This window comes from Pseudomonas sp. GM30, from assembly GCF_000282275.2.
GTDB lineage: Bacteria > Pseudomonadota > Gammaproteobacteria > Pseudomonadales > Pseudomonadaceae > Aquipseudomonas.
On sequence record NZ_AKJP02000031.1, the window covers coordinates 1 to 15,361 of the forward strand.

17 protein-coding genes are annotated in these 15,361 nt (G+C 60.5%); 11 read left to right on the forward strand and 6 right to left on the reverse strand.

Features of this window, described 5'->3' with window-relative positions:
* Positions 1-571: 571 nt before the first annotated feature.
* Both rhtA and PMI25_RS25045 read left to right on the forward strand, forming a co-directional pair.
* Positions 572-1,459, forward strand: a complete 888-nt coding sequence (rhtA, locus tag PMI25_RS25040) for a threonine/homoserine exporter RhtA (RefSeq protein WP_007965433.1) — start codon at positions 572-574, stop codon at positions 1,457-1,459.
* A 169-nt stretch (positions 1,460-1,628) separates the two neighbouring features.
* Positions 1,629-1,910, forward strand: a complete 282-nt coding sequence (locus tag PMI25_RS25045; protein ID WP_007965435.1) for a hypothetical protein — start codon at positions 1,629-1,631, stop codon at positions 1,908-1,910.
* A gap of 1 nt (position 1,911) precedes the next feature.
* Here PMI25_RS25045 and PMI25_RS25050 read toward each other — a convergent pair whose 3' ends face one another.
* Positions 1,912-2,490 (reverse strand): TetR/AcrR family transcriptional regulator, encoded by a 579-nt coding sequence (locus tag PMI25_RS25050; RefSeq protein WP_007965436.1) that lies wholly within the window; start codon positions 2,488-2,490, stop codon positions 1,912-1,914.
* 92 nt (positions 2,491-2,582) lie between these two features.
* On the opposite strand from PMI25_RS25050, the gene PMI25_RS25055 reads away from it, so the two are divergent.
* Entirely contained in the window at positions 2,583-3,311 is a 729-nt protein-coding gene (locus tag PMI25_RS25055) for an SDR family oxidoreductase (RefSeq protein ID WP_007965438.1), read from the forward strand.
* A 39-nt stretch (positions 3,312-3,350) separates the two neighbouring features.
* On the forward strand, positions 3,351-3,947 hold the full coding sequence (locus PMI25_RS25060; RefSeq protein WP_007965440.1) for a 2-hydroxychromene-2-carboxylate isomerase: 597 nt from the start codon (positions 3,351-3,353) through the stop codon (positions 3,945-3,947).
* Between the two features lie 48 nt (positions 3,948-3,995).
* On the opposite strand, the gene PMI25_RS25065 is transcribed toward PMI25_RS25060, so the two are convergent.
* From PMI25_RS25065 to PMI25_RS25080, 4 genes are all read right to left on the reverse strand, one after another.
* Complete coding sequence (locus PMI25_RS25065; protein ID WP_007965442.1) at positions 3,996-5,804, reverse strand: aminopeptidase P family protein; 1,809 nt, start codon at positions 5,802-5,804, stop codon at positions 3,996-3,998.
* A gap of 56 nt (positions 5,805-5,860) precedes the next feature.
* Positions 5,861-7,027, reverse strand: coding sequence for an aminotransferase class V-fold PLP-dependent enzyme (locus PMI25_RS25070; RefSeq protein ID WP_007965444.1), 1,167 nt, complete (start codon positions 7,025-7,027; stop codon positions 5,861-5,863).
* Positions 7,028-7,232: 205 nt separating this feature from the next.
* Complete coding sequence (locus PMI25_RS25075; RefSeq protein ID WP_007965446.1) at positions 7,233-7,847, reverse strand: LysE family translocator; 615 nt, start codon at positions 7,845-7,847, stop codon at positions 7,233-7,235.
* 99 nt (positions 7,848-7,946) lie between these two features.
* Complete coding sequence (locus PMI25_RS25080) at positions 7,947-8,204, reverse strand: hypothetical protein (RefSeq protein WP_007965447.1); 258 nt, start codon at positions 8,202-8,204, stop codon at positions 7,947-7,949.
* Between the two features lie 391 nt (positions 8,205-8,595).
* Here PMI25_RS25080 and msuE point away from each other — a divergent pair, with 391 nt between their 5' ends.
* The 4 genes from msuE (at position 8,596) to PMI25_RS25100 (ending at position 12,761) form a co-directional block, all read left to right on the forward strand.
* Positions 8,596-9,159 (forward strand): FMN reductase, encoded by a 564-nt coding sequence (gene msuE / locus PMI25_RS25085; protein WP_007965449.1) that lies wholly within the window; start codon positions 8,596-8,598, stop codon positions 9,157-9,159.
* Positions 9,160-9,169: 10 nt separating this feature from the next.
* A complete protein-coding gene (gene ssuD, locus PMI25_RS25090) occupies positions 9,170-10,315 on the forward strand; it encodes an FMNH2-dependent alkanesulfonate monooxygenase (RefSeq protein ID WP_007965452.1) in 1,146 nt (381 codons plus the stop codon).
* Positions 10,316-10,445: 130 nt separating this feature from the next.
* Positions 10,446-11,633, forward strand: a complete 1,188-nt coding sequence (locus PMI25_RS25095; protein ID WP_007965454.1) for an acyl-CoA dehydrogenase family protein — start codon at positions 10,446-10,448, stop codon at positions 11,631-11,633.
* Positions 11,634-11,657: 24 nt separating this feature from the next.
* Positions 11,658-12,761 carry a sigma-54 interaction domain-containing protein gene (locus PMI25_RS25100; RefSeq protein WP_007965456.1) on the forward strand — a complete coding sequence of 368 codons (1,104 nt, stop codon included), beginning with the start codon at positions 11,658-11,660 and terminating at the stop codon, positions 12,759-12,761.
* Here PMI25_RS25100 and PMI25_RS25105 read toward each other — a convergent pair.
* Complete coding sequence (locus PMI25_RS25105; protein ID WP_007965457.1) at positions 12,758-13,123, reverse strand: antibiotic biosynthesis monooxygenase; 366 nt, start codon at positions 13,121-13,123, stop codon at positions 12,758-12,760. The two genes, PMI25_RS25100 and PMI25_RS25105, sit on opposite strands and share 4 nt — an antisense overlap.
* A gap of 95 nt (positions 13,124-13,218) precedes the next feature.
* Here PMI25_RS25105 and soxR point away from each other — a divergent pair, with 95 nt between their 5' ends.
* The 3 genes from soxR to PMI25_RS25120 all read left to right on the forward strand — a co-directional run bounded on the left by soxR (position 13,219) and on the right by PMI25_RS25120 (position 15,344).
* A complete protein-coding gene (soxR, locus tag PMI25_RS25110; RefSeq protein WP_007965460.1) occupies positions 13,219-13,668 on the forward strand; it encodes a redox-sensitive transcriptional activator SoxR in 450 nt (149 codons plus the stop codon).
* 102 nt (positions 13,669-13,770) lie between these two features.
* Complete coding sequence (locus PMI25_RS25115) at positions 13,771-14,229, forward strand: VOC family protein (RefSeq protein WP_007965461.1); 459 nt, start codon at positions 13,771-13,773, stop codon at positions 14,227-14,229.
* Positions 14,230-14,468: 239 nt separating this feature from the next.
* Complete coding sequence (locus PMI25_RS25120) at positions 14,469-15,344, forward strand: alpha/beta hydrolase (RefSeq protein WP_007965463.1); 876 nt, start codon at positions 14,469-14,471, stop codon at positions 15,342-15,344.
* Positions 15,345-15,361 lie beyond the last annotated feature (17 nt).

Below are 15,361 nucleotides of genomic sequence, written 5' to 3' on the forward strand. Positions count from 1 at the left end.
CTGACTATCAGTCTGACTCCACAAGCACCCACACGAATTGCTTGATTCAGTTGTTAAAGAGCGGTTGGTTAAGATCTTTCGTCTCAACCGAGGCGCGCATTCTACAGCAGCCTCATTTGCTGTCAAGTGATTATTTTCAGAAGTTTTCGAAGATTTCTTCAACAACTTCAACCACTTGCGCTTCCGATCTCTCGTTAGCGGGAGGCGAATTCTACAGCGTTACACGCTGCTGTCAACACCTCTTTTCCTCCGCTTTCGACCGAGAAGATCGAACCGTCAAAAGAGCCAAACATCACCACTCTTTCAACTCCTTCCAGGCTTCGGTGAACTGAAGCAAGCCGCTGTCAAAAACTGCGTAACTCATTGAATCTCAAGGAGTTTTCCGTTTCGACTGCGCCGGAAGTGGGGCGAATTATAGACCTCCTGAATCTGCCGTCAACCGTTAATTTCAGTTTTCTATCAATGCACCGAAAAAGCCCGCTTCTATATAGACGCAACGGCAGCGAATGCGCAGTATATTGCCCAATAGGTAAAACATTACCCTGATCTCACCTTCGGATGATGCCTCGCAATGACAGACCAACCTCGCTCTCTGGCCTCAACGCTGTTCCCGGTTGGCCTTTTGTTAATAGCCATGGCATCCATCCAGTCTGGTGCCTCTCTGGCCAAGAGCATGTTCCCGGTGGTTGGCGCTCAAGGGACGACAACCCTGCGCCTGATCTTCGCCAGCGTGATCATGCTGTTACTGCTGCGTCCGTGGCGCGCCAGGCTGACCGCTCAGTCCCTGCGCACGGTGATCGTTTACGGCATGGCGCTGGGCGGGATGAACTTCCTCTTCTATATGTCGTTGCGCACTGTGCCGCTTGGCATTGCAGTTGCGTTGGAGTTCACGGGCCCGCTGGCCGTCGCCATCTACGCCTCTCGCCGCGCAATCGACTTTCTCTGGATTGCCTTGGCGGCAGTTGGCCTGCTGCTGTTGATCCCGACCGGAGCGACCTCCACGGGAATTGATCTGGTCGGTGCCGGTTATGCCTTGGGTGCCGGCGTGTGCTGGGCGTTGTACATTCTGTTCGGCCAAAAAGCCGGTGCCGACAACGGCGTAACGACTGCAGCCCTGGGCGTGATGATTGCCGCACTGTTTGTCGCCCCGATCGGCATCGTGCATGCCGGCGCGGCATTACTCACCCCGTCGTTGATCCCGGTCGCCATCGGAGTCGCCATCCTCTCGACCGCTTTGCCCTACACGCTGGAAATGGTCGCCCTCACCCGCATACCAGCCCGCACCTTCGGGACGTTGATGAGCATCGAACCGGCCTTTGGCGCGTTGTCCGGGCTGCTGTTCCTGCAGGAATACCTCACGCTGTCACAATGGATGGCGATCCTGTGCATTATTCTGGCCTCTGTCGGAGCAACCATGACCATGGGCAGTAACGCCAAACCCGTTGTTGCGGCAGATTGAAACAGGATTTGACGAAGGTCTGGCAATTGGCGTTCATTTAGGCCATGTTTAGGCCCCTTAACTCAGTGCCAGGCATGGATTTTTTCGGACAGGGATATCAAACCGCTTAAAGCGCAGGCGAATACAGGCAGACCCGAGCGCCAGACTCGTGGCTACCATAAGGACGGTAATGAAACGAATTTTGATACTGATCGCTGTATTGGCAGTAGCGGGGTGCGCAGCCACCTCCAAGACCCAAGTGAAGCACGGTAAAAAAGGGCTGCACATCAACTGTTCCGGGCTGTCGTCCTCTTGGGACAAGTGCTACACCAGCGCCGCCAATGCTTGCGCCCCAAAGGGCTACAAAGTCATCGCCAAATCAGGGGACGCCGTGGAAGAACCCGGCGACTACCCGTTCGGTCTTAATCCGGCCGGTTATACCAGCCGCAGCATGATCGTCATTTGCAAATGAATCACTCTGGCTGCTCGCCTTGTCGAGCAGCCAACTGACGTCCGATTTCCGCATGACTGGATTTCAATACCGTCCGTTGAATGTCCGGTGTCACCAGCATCCGCGCCACCACCAATGCGCCGACGCATTGCGACAGAATCGCCCACGCCAGGCTGTCGCTCTCCAGAATGTGTGCCCAACTGGCATGCAGCCGACAAATCCACAACTCCGCCTGCTCACGAACCTGATCATCTGAACGGGCGATTTCCGCACCCAGTGTCGGCAAGGCACAGCCCGATTCAGGCTGCTCCACGTGAGCCATGCTCAGGTACTGTTTAAGACAGCGTTCCAGCCGTTCACGGTCCTGCGCTCCCTGCCCTCCCAGTCGCTCAAGGCTCTGACACAGTTCGCGCTCGACGATCGCCGTGAACAGCTCGTTTTTCGACGAGAAGTGGCTATAAAACGCTGCGCCGCTGAGGCCGATAGCCTTCATCAAGCCATCGACACCGACTGTGGAAAAACCCGAACGCTTGGCTGACAACGCGCTGCTGTTCAGCAGTTTTTCTCGGGTTTCCAGCTTGTGACCGGCGGAATACCGCATGTGCTTAACCTCTTGATCGACCGCCTTGACGTTGTCCGGATCCTAGCATAACGTTCGTTCACTTAACGATCGTTTACTAAAGGGATCTACCCATGAATAACAAGAAGGTCGTGTTGGTGGTGGGTGCTGGCGATGCTACCGGCGGAGCGATTGCCAAGCGCTTTGCCAGAGAAGGTTTTATCGCTTGCGTCACCCGGCGCAGTGCCGACAAATTGCAGCCGCTGGTCGAGGCGATTCAGGCCGAGGGTGGCGAAGCGCACGGTTTCGCCTGCGATGCGCGCAAGGAGGAAGACGTCATTGCGTTGATTGAAGAGATCGAAACCCGTCTCGGCTCGATCGAGGCGTTTGTCTTCAACATCGGCGCCAACGTGCCTTGCAGCATTCTTGAAGAAACTGCGCGCAAGTATTTCAAGATCTGGGAAATGGCCTGTTTCTCCGGCTTTCTCAATGCCCGCGAAGTGGCCAAGCGCATGGTCACGCGCCAGCGCGGCACCATTCTGTTCACTGGCGCCACCGCCGGGCTGCGCGGTGCTTCCGGATTTGCCGCGTTTGCCGGCGCCAAACACGGTATCCGTGCGCTGGCACAAAGCATGGCGCGCGAGTTGGGCCCGATGAATATCCACGTCGCCCATGTAGTGGTCGATGGCGCGATCGATACCGACTTCATTCGCAACAGTTTTCCCGAGAAGTACGCGACCAAGGATCAGGACGGTATTCTCAATCCCGAACACATTGCCGAAAACTATTGGTATCTGCACAGCCAGCCACGGGACGCCTGGACCTTTGAGCTGGATCTGCGCCCGTGGAACGAACGCTGGTAAGCCCCACTCCTCCATAACAATAAAGAGAGCGCAGCGAAGATGACGAAAACCGTGGAGTTCTATTTCGACCTCGGCAGCCCTGCCACCTATCTGGCCTACACCCAGCTGCCGAAGATCTGTGCCGACACCGGCACCCAACTGATCTACATCCCGATGCTGCTGGGCGGCGTGTTCAAGGCGACCGGCAACGCATCACCGGCAATGATTCCGGCGAAGGGCCGCTACATGTTTCAGGATCTGGATCGCTACGCCAAGCGCTATGGCGTGCCGCTGAAATTCAATCCGCACTTCCCGATCAACACGCTGATGCTGATGCGCGCGGTCACCGGCATCCAACTGCGCCAGCCGGAACGCTTTCATACATTTATCGATTGTCTGTTCAAGGCATTGTGGGTGGAGGGACGACCTCTCGATGAGCCGGCAACTGTCGCTGCGGTATTGAGCGAACACGGATTCGATCCCAATGAAGTCCTGGCCCTGACCAACGACGAGACAGTCAAGGCAGCCCTGAAGGACAACACCGAGACAGCCATTAAACGCGGTGTATTTGGAGCGCCGAGCATGTTTATCGGCAATCAGTTGTTCTTCGGCCAGGACCGCCTCGATTTCGTCGAAGAAGCCCTGCGTCAGGCTTAGAAAAACCACAGAACCCGGACGCTGCCAGCAGCGCCGGGTTTCAGCCACTCAGATCGCCGCTGTGCGCGTGTTCAGCCACTCCAGCGCTGCGCCTTCCAGCAACGGGCTCAGACGCTCACGCACTTCGGCGTGATAGGCGTTGAACCACTGCTTCTCTTCCTGCGTCAGCAAAGACGGCTCCAGGCAGCGCGTGTCGATCGGGCACAGGGTCAAGGTTTCAAACTTGAGGAACTCACCGAACTCGCTGCTCCCCGCCTCGCGGTTCATTGCCAGGTTCTCGATGCGCACGCCCCAGCGACCCGGACGATAGGTGCCCGGTTCGATCGAGGTGATCATCCCCGGTTGCATCGCCGTTTGCGGTGCCGGTGCTGCCTGATAGGCGATCACCTGCGGGCCTTCGTGGACGTTGAGGAAATAGCCGACCCCATGACCGGTGCCATGGCCGTAATCCACGCTTTCCGCCCAGATCGGTGCACGGGCGATAGCATCGAGCAGCGGCGACAGAATGCCTTTGGGAAACTGCGCCCGCGACAGGGCAATCACGCCTTTGAGCACACGGGTGCAGTCACGCTTCTGCTCAGCCGTCGGCGTACCCACCGGCACCATTCGAGTGATGTCGGTCGTGCCGCCCAGGTACTGGCCGCCCGAGTCGATCAGCAGCAAACCGTCGCCCTCGATCACCGCGTGCTCTTCTTCGGTGGCGTGATAGTGCGGCATCGCGCCATTGGCGTTAAACGCGGCAATGGTGTTGAAGCTCAGCGACACGTAATCCGGACGACGTTCGCGGGCAGCGGTGAGTTTTTCGTCGATGGTCAGCTCGGTGATACGTTCACGGCCCCAGGCCGATTCCAGCCAGGCGAAGAATTCGCACAATGCCGCACCATCCTGTTGCATGGCCTGGCGAATGTGCTGTGCATCGGCCTCGCTCTTCTGCGACTTGGCAAGGGTGGTCGGGTTCAGGCCTTCGACCAGTTTTACCGCGCTGTCGAGGTTATCCAGCAAACCCGTAGTCACCCGCGCCGGATCCACCAGCAGGCTCGCCCCGCTCGGCACGGCACGAAGGGCGTCGTCCACTTCGCGGTAATCGCGCAGCGTCACGCCGTCCTGCTCCAGCACCGCACGCAACTCGGCATCGACTTTGCTCAAGGCCACAAACAACGTTGCTTGCTGTTGATTGATCAACGCAAAAGAAACAAACACCGGGTTGAACGATACGTCGCCGCCGCGCAGGTTGAACAGCCAGGCGATGTCATCGAGGGTGGCGATGAAATGCCAGTCGGCACCGCGCTCGCGCAAGGTATCACGCAGTTTGGAGAGTTTCTCGCCACGGCTGACCGTCGCTTGCGGTGGCAGATGCTGATAGATCGGCGCATACGGCAGGCTCGGACGGTCCGCCCAGACTTCATTCAACAGGTCGATGTCGGTGCGCAGACGCGCGCCGCGAGTCTCAAGCTTGCTGCTCAGCGTCCGCGCCGAAGCCACGGCCATCACCGCACCATCGACCGCCACCACACCACCTTCCGGTGTCTGCTCCGCCAGCCAGTCCAGCGGGCTCGGCTGCCCCGGTTGCAGCTTGACCAGTTCGATGCCGCTGCCCTTGAGTTCCTTGGTCGCCTGCTCCCAGTAACGACTGTCGGCCCAGACCCCGGCGAAATCAGCAGTCACGATCAAAGTGCCGACCGAACCATGGAACCCCGACAGCCATTGCCGCCCTTGCCAGTAACCCGGCAGGTATTCCGACAGATGCGGGTCGGCCGATGGCACCAGCAACGCATGAATGCCTTCGCGGCGCATCAGTTCACGGGTGTGCGCCAAGCGCTGGGGAACCGTTCCTTCGGTCAAAGTCTGGGTACTCATCATGTCTCCTGCCAATCACTTCATCGTTATTGTTCGTAGCCGTGGAATTCGGCTGGTTAAAGCCCTGTCGCCCAGAATGCCGGGGCACTGGCGCAGGCGCCTTTGATCAGTGCTGCCGCCTGATCGACATCGTCGGCGGTGGTGAAACGGCCGAGGCTCAGGCGAATGGTGCGACCGGCCAGCCGGGCGTCGTGCCCCAGTGCCAGCAGCACGTGAGAGGGCGTGTTACTTGCCGAGTTGCAGGCCGAGGTTGCGGAAAACGCGATCGAATGGCTCAAGGCCGCACTGTTGAATTCACCTTCGCTGAAGGTCAGGCTCAACGTGTGTGCAATGCGCTGGCTGGCGCTGCCGTTGAGGCGTACGCCCGGCAGACTCAGCAACTGTTCGAGCAGCCGTGCACGCAGCGCCACGATGGACTTTTTCTCGGCATCGAATTCAGCTGCCGCCAGGGCGAATGCTGCGCCCATGCCGGCGATCTGGTGGGTTGCCAGAGTCCCGGAGCGCAATCCGCCCTCGTGACCGCCGCCATGGATCTGTGCCTGCAAACGCTGCTGCGCCCGTGGGCCGACATACAACGCGCCGATCCCCTTGGGACCGTAAAGCTTGTGCGCCGAAAACGACATCAAGTCCACTGGCCACTGCTGCAGATCGATCGCCACTTTGCCGGCGCCCTGCGCGGCATCGACATGGAACAGCGCGCCACGGCCGCGCACGACTTCACCGATGGCCGGGATATCGTTGAGCGTGCCGAGTTCGTTGTTGACCAGCATCAGCGACACCAGAAAGGTGTCGTCGCGCATGGCTTCGCTGACCGCCTGCGGAGTGATCAGGCCATCGGCGTCCGGCACCAGATAAGTCACCGCGACGCCGGCGTCCTGCAATTGCCGGGCGGTATCGAGAATGGCTTTGTGTTCGATCTGACTGGTAATGATGTGGCCGCCGGCAACGCCGCGGGCCTGGGCCACGCCCTTGAGGGCAAGGTTGTTGGACTCGGTGGCGCCGGAGGTCCAGACGATCTGCGCGGCCTCCGCACCGACCAGTTCGGCGACTTGCCGACGGGCCTGCTCGACCGTGTGCCGGGCCTGCTGGCCGAAGGCATGGGAGCTGGACGCCGGGTTGCCGAAGTTACCGTGAAAACCCAGACAATCGATCATCACCTGGATGACCCGCTCGTCCACCGGGGTGGTGGCGGCGTAATCGAAATACAACGGACGTTTATTCATAAAAGACTCGCAGAGCGTGTTCCGGGATCAGGAGGCTCGTGTCTGCAAACGGCACAGCGCAGCCTTGTGAGCTGCGCCTGGGTTCGAGACCGTCATCAATACCTGATCGGATGCCGTTAAAGAAGAACAACTTCATTTAAAAGTGCGTAGGAACGCTCCTGAAGCCGAGCTTAACAGGCATCGGGCCGGCGGTTGAAGCAATGCGTCAGTGAAAGCTTTCGAGAAGTAACGGGTACAGCGAAATTACCAACAGCGCCGCCATGCCCCAGTTGAACACCCGCAACCAGCGCGGGTCCTTGAGCACGTTACGCAGCAGCGTGCCGCACGCTGCCCAGACGCCGACGCTGGGCAGGTTGATGATGGCGAACACCGCAGCGATCACCACCACGTTGGTGAAGTAACCCTGCATCGGCGTGTAGGTGCTGATGGCGCCGATGGCCATGATCCAGGCCTTGGGATTGACCCATTGAAACGCGGCGGCACCGAGATAGCTGATCGGTTTGGCCTCGCTATCCACGCCATCGCCCACCGGGCCCGAATGAGCAATTTTCCACGCCAGATACAACAGATATGCGGCGCCGACATAGCGCAGCACCGTGTAGAGAATCGGATAAGTCTGGAACACAGCGCCCAGGCCAAAGCCCACCGCGACCACCAAAACGAAGAAGCCGCAGGTGATGCCGAGCATATGAGGAATGGTGCGGTTGAAGCCGAAGTTCACGCCCGACGCCAGCAACATGGTGTTGTTCGGCCCCGGTGTAATCGAGGTAACAAGGGCAAACAGGGCAAAGCCCAACAGCAGATCAAGCGAGAGGGTCATGGGGCAATCCGTCAGGGTCATTCAGGTGTTGACCCTATCGCACGGCAGCGCGCAAACCCACGGACAGTTACGCGAAAATTCGAGCAGTACAGTTTTCGATTAACTCGGACGACCGTGCAGCTGTATGGCTCGCCCGGCGCTCATTTCAGCTTTCTTGTCGAATGGCGACTCGCCCAGCAGTGCGGCTTTCTTCGCGTGATATTCGTCGAAAGACAAGCCGCTGCGGTTCAGCGCTTCCATTGCCAGTTCGCGGGTTTCTTCGGCGGTGTACGGCCGTTGTTCGGGGGAAACGTGGGTCGCGCAACCGGCGAGTACGGAGACAGCGAGCAGCAGCGAAACAGTCAGTAAACGATTCATGGGGAGCGTCCTGGCGGGCGGTGGTAGTCGATGAACAAAGGCTACGCCCGCGCCCGTCCGGGCAAAAATCAACACTCTCAATAGTGGCTATCAGGATTTCAGCTTTAACGCCCTCATATCTCCTAACGATCTATAAATATCGATTAACGTTCTTTTACGGAATAACCAGCAGCCGCTATAAATCCCTGCACCGGCGAACAACTGTTGCTCCAGCAACTGTTGCCCAGGCAACAGCAGATCAACAAACCCGCCCGATATCTGCACAACCGACTCACGCCAGAGCGCTAAGACCCAAGCAAACCGGGCCTCTCAGGAATTGGTACAGCGCTTGCTCAAGCCTTGGCACTGACCCACTGCTCGCTGAGCAACTGTTGATAAAAAGGAACTGATCATGTCGCGTCCCCTGAAAGTCGTTGCCCTGTCCGGCGGCACCTGGCGTCCCTCCCGCACCCTGGTGCTGACCCAAGCGCTGCTGGCCGAACTGGCCGGGCATTTGCCGGTCGACAGTCATCTGATCGAACTCGGTGACATCGCCCGCCCGTTGGGTGGTGCCCTGTCGCGTCAGGAGCTGAGCGCCGAGGTCGAGGCCGAACTGCAAGCCATCGAACAAGCCGATCTGCTGATCGTCGCCGCGCCGGTGTATCGCGGGTCCTATCCTGGCCTGCTCAAGCACCTGTTCGACCTGATCGACCTCAACGCGCTGATCGACACCCCGGTGTTGCTCGCCGCCACTGGTGGCAGCGAGCGCCATGCGCTGGTGCTCGATCACCAGTTGCGACCGCTGTTCAGTTTCTTCCAGGCCGTGACCCTGCCGATCGGGGTCTACGCCACCGAGGCCGATTTCGCCGACTACCAGATCACCAGCGAACCGCTGAAAGCGCGGATTCGCCTGGCCGCAGAACGCGCCGCGCCGCTGTTCGGCACGCAAATCAAACCGCTGCTGAAAATCGCATAAGGAGCTGTTCATGGATGTTTTCTGGTTCCTGCCGACCCACGGCGACGGCCATTACCTGGGCACCACACAAGGCGCGCGCCCGGTCACCCTGAATTATCTGAAACAAGTGGCGCAAGCCGCCGACAGCCTCGGCTACCACGGCGTGCTGATTCCCACCGGACGCTCCTGCGAAGACTCGTGGGTGATCGCCTCGGCGCTGGTGCCGTTGACAGAACGTCTGCGTTATCTGGTGGCGATTCGCCCGGGGATCATTTCGCCCACCGTTTCGGCGCGCATGGCGGCGACGCTTGATCGACTGTCCAACGGTCGTCTGCTGATCAACGTGGTGACCGGCGGCGACCCCGACGAAAACCGTGGCGATGGCAGCTTTCTCAGCCACAGCGAGCGCTACGAAGTCACCGACGAATTCCTCAGGATCTGGCGCCGGGTGCTGCAGGGCGAATCGGTGGATTTCGAAGGCAAACACCTGAAAGTACAGAACGCCAAGGCCCTCTATCCGCCCGTGCAGAAACCGTATCCGCCGCTGTATTTCGGAGGTTCCTCCGACGCGGCGCATGACCTCGCTGCCGAGCAAGTCGACGTGTACCTGACCTGGGGCGAACCGCCCGCCGCCGTCGCCGAAAAACTCGCCGATGTGCGTGAACGCGCCGCTCGGCATGGGCGCAAGGTGAAGTTCGGTATTCGCCTGCATGTGATCGTGCGCGAGACCGCCGAAGAAGCGTGGAAAGCCGCGGACAAACTGATCGAACACATCAGCGACGAGACCATCGAGGCCGCGCAGAAATCCTTCTCGCGCTTCGACTCCGAAGGCCAGCGGCGCATGGCGGCGTTGCACGACGGGCGGCGCGACAACCTGGAAATCGCTCCCAACCTGTGGGCCGGTGTCGGTCTGGTACGCGGCGGCGCCGGTACCGCGTTGGTGGGCGATCCGCAGCAAGTGGCCGCGCGGATCAAGGAGTACGCCGACCTCGGTATCGAGAGCTTCATCTTCTCCGGTTATCCGCACCTGGAAGAGGCCTACCGCTTTGCCGAACTGGTGTTTCCGCTGCTGCCCGAGCCGTATGCAAGTCTGGCCGGACGCGGCGTCACCAACCTCACCGGGCCGTTTGGCGAAATGATTGCCAACGATGTGCTGCCCACCCAAGCCAAGGCCTAAAACGCCCCTGTAGGAGTGAGCCTGCTCGCGAAAGCGGTGTGTCTGCGACGGTGATGTCGACTGTGCTGACCACATCGCGAGCAGGCTCACTCCTACAAGAGAGTCGCGTCGATTTGATGAGGAACACCGCGTGACCGCCGAACCACAAAGCACCCTGCTCTCCCCGCTGCAGACCGCGCGCCAACTGGCCGCCGAATTCGCCCTCACCGCCGTCGAACGTGACGAGCGCGGCGGCACGCCAAAGGTCGAACGCGATGCCCTGCGCGACAGCGGCCTGCTGGCCCTGAGCATTCCCACCCGCTACGGCGGCCTCGGCGCGACATGGAGCGAAACCCTGCAAGTCGTGCGCGAGTTCGCCAAGGTCGACAGTTCCATCGCCCACGTTTTCGGTTTTCATCACCTGATGCTCGCCACCGTGCGCCTGTTCTCGCGGCCGGAACAATGGCAGCCGTGGTTCGAACAGACCGCGCGGCAGAACTGGTTCTGGGGCAACGCGCTCAACCCGCTCGACACTCGCACCGTGGTCAAGGACTTCGGTGGCTGGTGCGAGTTTTCCGGGAAGAAAAGCTTCTGCTCCGGCGCCAGCGATTCGCAGATGCTGATCGCCTCGGCGGTGGACGAAAGTGCCGGCGGCAAGTTGCTGATCGCGGCGATTCCCAGTGGTCGCAGCGGCATCACCCTGCACGATGACTGGAACAACATCGGCCAGCGCCAGACCGACAGCGGCAGCGCCACGTTCGAGCGGGTGCGGGTCGAAGAGTCCGAGTTGCTGCTCGATCCCGGTCCGTTGAGCACACCGTTCGCTTGCCTGCGTCCGCTGATCGCGCAACTGACCTTCACTCACATGTTCCTCGGCATCGCCGAAGGTGCGTTTAAGGAAGCGCGGCAGTACACGCTGAGCGAAACCCGGCTTTGGCACAAATCCACCGCCCGCAATGTGCGTGAAGATCCGTACGTGCTCGCCCATTACGGTGAATTCTGGGTGGCGCTGGAAGGCATCCGCCTGCTGGTCGAACGGGCTGCCGCGCTGCTCGACGAGGCCTGGGCCAAAGGCCCGAACCTGACTGCAGAAGAGCGCGGACATCTGGCCACGGCGATTGCCACCGCCAAGGTCGCCGCCAGTCGTCAGGGGCTGGAGATTTGCAGCCGTTTGTTCGAAGTCACCGGCGCACGTTCGACCCACGCCTCGCTGCGTCTCGACCGACACTGGCGCAACCTGCGCACCCAGACCCTGCACGACCCGCTCGACTACAAACTCCACGAGCTGGGCGACTGGGCGCTGAACCAGGCGCTGCCGGTGCCGACGTTCTATTCCTGATCTTGCCTTTAATGGAGCGAGCCCATGCAACTGCTGACCCTTCCGCCCTCACCCGCTCTGGCGACGTCGATCCGCGCCACCGCGCAGGTCTTCGAAGACCCGAAATCCCAGGCCCTGCTGGCGCATCTGCAACAGGTCGCACCGAGCGAAGCCAGCGTGCTGATCATCGGCGAAACCGGCACCGGCAAGGAACTGGTGGCGCGGCACATCCACAACCTGAGCCACCGTCGGCATCGGCCGTTTGTCGCGGTCAATTGCGGCGCGTTCTCCGAATCACTGGTGGAAGCCGAACTCTTCGGTCATGAAAAAGGCGCCTTCACTGGCGCGCTCAGCGCCAAGGCCGGCTGGTTCGAAGAGGCGGATGGCGGCACCTTGTTCCTCGACGAAATCGGCGATTTGCCGATGGCGATTCAGGTCAAGTTGCTGCGCGTGTTGCAGGAGCGCGAAGTGGTGCGCCTCGGCTCGCGCAAGAGCATTCCGATCGATGTGCGGGTGCTGGCGGCGACCAACGTGCAACTGGAAAAGGCGATCAATGCCGGCAACTTTCGCGAAGACCTGTTCTACCGGTTGAACGTGGTCAATCTGGAACTCAGTCCGCTGCGCGAACGGCCCGGCGATATCCTGCCGCTGACCCGGCATTTCATCGAGGCCTACAGCCAGCGCCTCGGTTACGGACGGGTCAGCATCAGCTCCGGTGCCGAACAGAAACTGCGCAGCTACAGTTGGCCGGGGAACATCCGCGAACTGGAAAACGTCATCCATCACACCCTGTTGATCTGCCGCAACGGCGTGATCGAGCGCGATGATCTGCGCCTGTCTAACCTGCGCATCGAGCGCCCGGACGAACAGCAGTCGAGCGCCGACGATTCACCGGAAGCGCTGCTGGAGCGAGCCTTCCAGAAGCTCTTCGAACAACAGGCCGGCGCCCTCCACGAAAAGGTCGAAGACGCCCTGCTGCGCGCCGCCTATCGCTTCTGCCATTACAACCAGGTGCACACCGCCGCGTTGCTCGGTCTGAGCCGCAATGTCACGCGCACGCGGCTGATCAAGATCGGCGAACTGGCAGTGAACAAGCGGCGACTCACGGAGAACCTGCACGGTGAACGCCTGATCCAGTTGTCGATCTAGCCGACCAGGTTGCAGTGCAGCGCATCGTCATGACTGCGGGCGATGCTGCTCAACACCTGAAATGAATTGAAGGTCACGGTCTTCGCCTGATGGGCGCGGATCAGTTGCCAGAAATCCTGCTCGCCGCTTTCATAGCGACAGAACGCCGCCTCCCCGGCCTCGCGGCTCTGCCACTGCAGCAAGCTCAGCACCCGCCGACCGTCGTCGCTGACCTGGACGCTGGCGCTGACAAAACCTGCATAGCGCTGCGCCAGATGTTCGCTCTGTTGCGCCAGCGCACAGACCAATGCAGGTTGCTGGCGCGGTTCGATCTCGAATTCAATCAATTGGGTAAAGCTGCGATTTTTCGTCGAGGTTTGCATGAGAAGTCCCCACTCATCGTAAGCCGAGTCTTGCGACTCGAAGTCCTGCAGGGTAAAACCTCTAGTTAAGTCAAGGTCAAGAGCCCTTTTGCAAAATGATCACCCCGGAAAACCTGCAAAAACAGCTCACCGTGGGCGAAGTCGCCGCGCGCAGCGGAGTCGCGGTCACTGCCCTGCACTTTTATGAAGCCAAAGGCCTGATCACCAGCCAGCGCAATGCCGGCAATCAGCGCCGTTACCCACGGGCAGTGTTGCGCCGGGTGGCGTTGATCAAGGTCGCGCAGCGCCTGGGTATTCCGCTGGCAGAGATTGGCGAGGCGCTGAAAACCCTCCCGGATGACCGCGCGCCGACAGCGGCAGACTGGAAATTCCTGTCCGAGCAATGGCGCCGCGAACTGGATGAGCGGATCAATCAACTGACCTTGTTGCGCGACCGGCTCACCGGTTGCATCGGTTGTGGGTGTCTGTCGATGGAAGCCTGCCCACTGCGCAACCAGGGCGATGTGCTCGGTGAGCAGGGGCCGGGGGCACACTTTCTCGGCTGACTGCTCGTCGGGGAAAAATCCTGGCCGCGCAGACAGTTCTATAGTCAATCTTCCACAAATCCGGTGGAGCCATACCTCGAAAACAAAAACAGGGAGAACGTCATGAGCGTCAAACCCATTCCCGAGGGGTATCACAGCATTACCCCGTACCTCGGCATCCTCAAGGCTGCCGAAGCCATCGAGTTCTACAAGAAAGCCTTCGGCGCCACGCAGGTCATGCGCCTGGACATGCCCGACGGGCGCGTCGGCCACGCCGAACTGCGCATTGGCGACAGCGCGATCATGCTCGGCACGCCGTGCGATCAAGGGCCGTTGAGCGATCCGGACAACGCCGTGGCCGTTGGTCTGCATCTGTACGTCACCGATGTCGACAAGTCCTTCCAACGAGCCCTGGATGCCGGGGCGAAAGCAGTGTCGGAGGTCAAGGATCAGTTTTATGGCGATCGCAGCGGGACGCTGAAGGATCCCTATGGGCACCTGTGGTTTCTGGCGACGCGCAAGGAGGATCTGACAGAAGAGCAGATCAAGCAGCGGGCGATGGAGATGTTCAGTCAGGGTTGAGATCTTCAGGGTTTGGGCTGGCCTCTTCGCGGGCAAGCCCGCTCCCACAGGGATCTCTGGTGTTTATACGATGGGTGTCACACAGAAAAACACTGTGGGAGCGGGCTTGCCCGCGAAGGGGCCAGCCCTGACGACACACATCACACTTCATGAACCACCACACCACGCTTCAACCCTTGCCTCGGATGTCGAACACTTTCAGGATGCATCCCACCCGCACCTGAACAAGGATCAGCCCGATGTTTGCCGGATTCGTCAAAGACCAGCGCCACGTCAACGGCGTCGACATCGCCTATCGCCTCGGCGGCAGCGGCCCGGGGCTGTTGCTGTTGCACGGGCACCCGCAGACCCACGTGATCTGGCACAAGATTGCCGAACAACTGGCCGAGCACTTCACCGTGGTCGCCGCCGATCTGCGCGGATATGGCGACAGTGCCCGCCCCGCCGCCGATGAGCAGCACCGCAGCTATTCAAAACGCGAAATGGCCAGGGACAACCTCGAGTTGATGCAGGCGCTGGGCTTCGAACAGTTCTCGATTCTGGCCCACGACCGTGGCGCCCGGGTCGCCCATCGCCTGGCCCTGGACCATCCATCTGCCGTACAGCGGATGATGCTGCTGGACATCGCCCCGACCCTGGCGATGTACACCCAGACCAACGAAGCCTTCGCCCGCGCCTATTGGCACTGGTTCTTCCTGATCCGCCCGGCACCGTTGCCGGAAACCCTGATCGAGGCGAATCCCGAAGCCTACCTGCGCAGCGTAATGGGCAGCCGCAGCGCCGGACTGGCGCCTTTCACCGAGCAAGCGATCGGCGAATACCTGCGCTGCCTGCAACGTCCCGGCAGTGCCCGGGGCATTTGCGAAGATTATCGCGCCAGCGCCAGCATCGATCTGGAACATGACCGTGCCGACCTCGCTGCCGGCCATCATCTTGATCTGCCGCTGCGGGTGTTGTGGGGCGCCGAAGGCACGGTCGGCCGTTGCTTCGATCCGCTCAAGGAATGGCAGCACGTGGCAACCGACGTCAGCGGCAAAGCGTTGCCCGCCGGGCATTATCTGGCCGAGGAAGTGCCCGAACTGTTGCTCGCCGAGGCGCTGGATTTCCTGCGCTGAATCGAGCGTTCCCCGCC

What these genes read in the sequence shown, in the direction of transcription:
- PMI25_RS25080 (WP_007965447.1), bottom strand. Translation starts at nt 8,204, where the DNA reads ATGAATCGTTTACTGACTGTTTCGCTGCTGCTCGCTGTCTCCGTACTC.
- PMI25_RS25070 (WP_007965444.1), bottom strand. Translation starts at nt 7,027, where the DNA reads ATGAATAAACGTCCGTTGTATTTCGATTACGCCGCCACCACCCCGGTG.
- PMI25_RS25045 (WP_007965435.1), top strand. Translation starts at nt 1,629, where the DNA reads ATGAAACGAATTTTGATACTGATCGCTGTATTGGCAGTAGCGGGGTGC.
- PMI25_RS25075 (WP_007965446.1), bottom strand. Translation starts at nt 7,847, where the DNA reads ATGACCCTCTCGCTTGATCTGCTGTTGGGCTTTGCCCTGTTTGCCCTT.
- PMI25_RS25050 (WP_007965436.1), bottom strand. Translation starts at nt 2,490, where the DNA reads ATGCGGTATTCCGCCGGTCACAAGCTGGAAACCCGAGAAAAACTGCTG.
- PMI25_RS25065 (WP_007965442.1), bottom strand. Translation starts at nt 5,804, where the DNA reads ATGAGTACCCAGACTTTGACCGAAGGAACGGTTCCCCAGCGCTTGGCG.
- PMI25_RS25055 (WP_007965438.1), top strand. Translation starts at nt 2,583, where the DNA reads ATGAATAACAAGAAGGTCGTGTTGGTGGTGGGTGCTGGCGATGCTACC.
- PMI25_RS25100 (WP_007965456.1), top strand. Translation starts at nt 11,658, where the DNA reads ATGCAACTGCTGACCCTTCCGCCCTCACCCGCTCTGGCGACGTCGATC.
- msuE (WP_007965449.1), top strand. Translation starts at nt 8,596, where the DNA reads ATGTCGCGTCCCCTGAAAGTCGTTGCCCTGTCCGGCGGCACCTGGCGT.
- rhtA (WP_007965433.1), top strand. Translation starts at nt 572, where the DNA reads ATGACAGACCAACCTCGCTCTCTGGCCTCAACGCTGTTCCCGGTTGGC.
- PMI25_RS25120 (WP_007965463.1), top strand. Translation starts at nt 14,469, where the DNA reads ATGTTTGCCGGATTCGTCAAAGACCAGCGCCACGTCAACGGCGTCGAC.
- soxR (WP_007965460.1), top strand. Translation starts at nt 13,219, where the DNA reads ATGATCACCCCGGAAAACCTGCAAAAACAGCTCACCGTGGGCGAAGTC.
- PMI25_RS25105 (WP_007965457.1), bottom strand. Translation starts at nt 13,123, where the DNA reads ATGCAAACCTCGACGAAAAATCGCAGCTTTACCCAATTGATTGAATTC.
- ssuD (WP_007965452.1), top strand. Translation starts at nt 9,170, where the DNA reads ATGGATGTTTTCTGGTTCCTGCCGACCCACGGCGACGGCCATTACCTG.
- PMI25_RS25115 (WP_007965461.1), top strand. Translation starts at nt 13,771, where the DNA reads ATGAGCGTCAAACCCATTCCCGAGGGGTATCACAGCATTACCCCGTAC.
- PMI25_RS25060 (WP_007965440.1), top strand. Translation starts at nt 3,351, where the DNA reads ATGACGAAAACCGTGGAGTTCTATTTCGACCTCGGCAGCCCTGCCACC.